Below are 3787 nucleotides of genomic sequence, written 5' to 3' on the forward strand. Positions count from 1 at the left end.
CGCTGACCTTTGTCGCGGCGGCGGGCAACTTCGGTATTCAGGCGATGCTGGGGATCCCGGCGCGCGTGCCCACGCTGATCACGCTGGTGTATCAGCAGCTGAATGGTATTGGGCCGAGCGCGCTGCCGAACACGGCGGTGTATGCGTTATTGATTGCGGTGATCACGTTAGCGGGCATGGCGGCCAGCGCCTGGTTGGGCGGACGCCATGATGTGCGCGTCAACGGCGCGCCGCGCCTGTGGCAGCAATCGCTGGGACGCGGGCGTGTGGCGATTGAAGGCGTCGCCTGGCTGTGGATGGCGCTGACCTTGCTGTTACCGCTCAGCGCGCTGCTGATCACCGCACTCACCAGCGGTTTTGGTCAGGCGCTAAGCTGGCAAACGCTGACGCTGGAGAACTTTCGCGCTGCCTTGTGGGGCTATCCGGCGGTGCGGCACGCGTTTCTCACCAGCCTCGGATTAACCACGCTGGCAGCGCTGATTTTGACGGTTTGCGCGCTGTTTCTGGCCTACTTCCTTAGCTGGCGTCGTACCAAACTGGTGCGCGGTTTGTGGCTGGCGAGTGAACTGACCTACGCGCTGCCGGGCATTGTTACCGGCGTGGCGGCGATGCTGTTCTTCCTGCGTCCGCTGCCGATCGTCAACGTTTCGCTGTATGGCACGGTGTGGATCATCCTTGCCGCTTATCTGGCGAACTTCCTCGCGCTGGTACTGCGCCCCACGCTGGCCGGATTTGCCCAGCTGGAACCGGCACTGGATGAAGCCGCACGCTTGTGCGGCGCTGGTTTTCTGCGCCGGATGCGCGACATCTTGCTGCCGCTGGCGGCACCGTCCGCGCTGGCGGGCAGCGTACTGGTGTTTCTTACCGCGCTGAATGAAATCCAGGTTTCGGTGTTGCTGGTCACCTCGCAAACGCAAACCATCGGACCGACCATCGTGTTCCTTGATGAAGGCGGATCCGCCTCGCTGGCGGCGGCGGTCGGCTGCCTGATGATTGTGGTGGTGTGCTTATTAATGGCTCTGGCGACTCGCCTGACGCGACGCTTGCCGCACGGCATTTTACCGTGGCAAGAGTAACGCCAGCCTGCCGTCAACGTATGATGATTTGTGAAGTATCCTACTGAACATTTTCTCGCCACTGCCGATAACTTACCTACCAACATTTGTCTGCGGATGAATAGCGCTTGTCAGCGCTGCGTATTTGCGCTTAAGTCTGCACGATAATTAAGAATTTTCTTAATAGTCTCGACGATACCAGGCCAGCAATAGGCGAATAACAATGAATAATAACTCTGACGTCATGTACCGACTTTTGGTACAGAGCGTGGTGGATTACGCCATTTACATGCTCAAACCCGATGGCACCGTGGCGAACTGGAACGCCGGCGCGCAGCGTGCCAAAGGCTTCACGCCCGATGAAATCGTGGGGAAGAATTTTGCGCTGTTTTACAGCGAAGAGGATCGCAAAAACGGCGCGCCACAGCGCGGGCTGGCGACAGCAACGGCGACCGGACGCTTTGAAACCGAAGGCTGGCGCTATCGTAAAGATGGTAGCGCGTTTTGGGCGCATGTGGTGATCGACGCCATCCGCGATGAATTTGGTGAGCTGCTGGGTTTTGCCAAAATCACCCGCGACTGCACCGAGCAGCAAGAGCAGCAGCGTAAACAGCGCGAGCAGGAACAGCGTTTTCGCATGCTGGTGGAAGGCGTCAGCGATTACGCTATCTACATGCTCGATTTGGACGGCAACGTTGAAAATTGGAACGTAGGCGCACAGCGCGCGAAAGGCTACGTGGCCGAAGAGATCGTTGGACAGCACTTTTCACGCTTCTACAGCGCGCAAGATCGACTAAACCATATCCCGGAAAAAAATCTCACCACCGCCTTCAAAACCGGTCGTTTCGAAGACGAAGGCTACCGTTACCGTAAAGATGGCAGCGCGTTTTGGGCGCATGTCATCATTGATGCGATCCGCGATGATGCGGGCAAGTTGATCGGTTACGCCAAAATTACCCGCGACTGCACCGAACAGCAGGCGCTGCTGCGTAAACAGCACGAGCAGGAGAAGAATTTCCGCTTGCTGGTGGAAGGCGTGCGCGATTACGCCATCTATATGCTGGATGTGCAGGGCCGCGTGGTGAACTGGAACAACGGGGCGCAGCGCGCCAAAGGTTATGTGGCTGACGAAATTGTCGGCCAGCACTTTTCGGTGTTTTACAGTTCAGCGGAACGTAATGCTAACGCGCCCGAAGCCAACCTTGGCATTGCCTTGAAAACTGGCCGTTTCGAAGATGAGGGCTGGCGCTACCGCAAAGATGGCTCGGCGTTTTGGGCGCATGTCGTCATTGAGGCAATCAATGATGAAACTGGCAAACTGATCGGTTTCGCCAAAATTACCCGCGATATCACCGAACGTCGTGAAAACGAACAGCAACTGCTGCGCGCGCGGGATCTGGTGCAATCGCAGAGTGCCAAAATGTCGGAGCTGTCGGGCTTTCTCGACACCATCATCAGCAATATTCCATCGTGCGTGATTGTTGAAGATGCCATCAGCCGTGAAATCCTGATGGTGAACGACAAAGCCGAGCAGCTGTTTGGCGTCAATAAAGCGCTGATCATGCATAAACGCCCGCACGAATGTATGTCGGCGGAGCTGGGCGATTACTTCAATAGCCTGGCGGATGTGGCGCTGCGTAGCGAGGGCATTCACTCGCGCGAACAGCTGCTGCTGACCGCTGGCGGCGAGCGTATTCTGCATACGCGCGCTACTACCATCAGCGGCAAAGATATGCGTCAGAACTACGTGATGCTGATTGTCGAGGACGTGACCGACCAGCGTGAAGCCGATGCGCGCATCCGTCATATGGCGCATCACGATAATCTCACCAGCCTGCCGAACCGCGTGTTGTTCCGCCAGAAACTCAGCGAAGCCTTGCGTGTTGATAATCAGAACAACCAAATCAGCGCCACGCTGTGTCTCGATCTCGATAACTTCAAAAACGTTAACGATGCGCTCGGCCACCAGATTGGTGATGACCTGTTGCGCGTGGTGGCGAAACGCCTGCGCAGCGCGCTGCGTGATCACGATACGCTGGCGCGTATTGGCGGCGACGAGTTTGCCATCGTGCTGCCGAATGTCCGTTCTGCCGATGAAGCGGCAGTGGTGGCGCAGCGGCTGATCGAGGGAATCCGTCCGCCAATCAACGTTGAAGGACATAACCTGTCGGTGGGTTTGAGCGTCGGCATCGCGCTCACCTCGCAAGCCACCAACACGCCGGAACATATGCTGCGCTGCGCCGATATGGCGCTGTATGAAGCTAAACGTAATGGCCGCAATCGCTTCGAACACTTCACCATTGAAATGGACGATCAGGCGCGCAGTCGTCGCGTGATTGAGAGCGATCTACGCGAGGCGATCTCCGGTCGTCAGCTCAAACTCTATTATCAACCGATCACCGACGAGAAGGGCATCATCGGCTATGAAGCGCTGATGCGGTGGCATCACCCGATTAAAGGGCTGATTATGCCAAACGATTTTATCCCGATCGCTGAAGAGACCGGCTTGATTCATATGCTCGGCGCCTACGCGCTGTACGAAGCCTGCCGCGAAGCGCAGAGCTGGAACACCGAACAATCGGTGTCGGTGAACCTGTCGCCGCTGCAGTTTAAGAACAGCTCGCTGGTGTCGGTGGTGGAAGGTGCGCTGCGGGAATCCGGGCTGGCGCCGCATCGGCTGGAAGTGGAGATCACCGAATCAGTGCTGCTGGACGACACGCTCGGTAATATCC

The 3787-nt window shown here is 57.4% G+C and carries 2 protein-coding genes; both read left to right on the plus strand.

The genetic code is table 11. From position 1 onward, the window contains the following. Window positions 1-1076, plus strand: a 1076-nt coding sequence (locus RTY00_RS21560; RefSeq protein WP_312666125.1) for an ABC transporter permease subunit, incomplete at its 5' end; no start/stop codon positions are given. A 202-nt stretch (window positions 1077-1278) separates the two neighbouring features. Beyond that, the coding region (locus RTY00_RS21565) for a bifunctional diguanylate cyclase/phosphodiesterase (protein WP_312666127.1) at window positions 1279-3787 on the plus strand (2509 nt) is incomplete at its 3' end.

Origin of the sequence: Pantoea sp. CTOTU49201 (assembly GCF_032054795.1) — a bacterium.
Lineage (GTDB): Bacteria > Pseudomonadota > Gammaproteobacteria > Enterobacterales > Enterobacteriaceae > Pantoea > Pantoea symbiotica.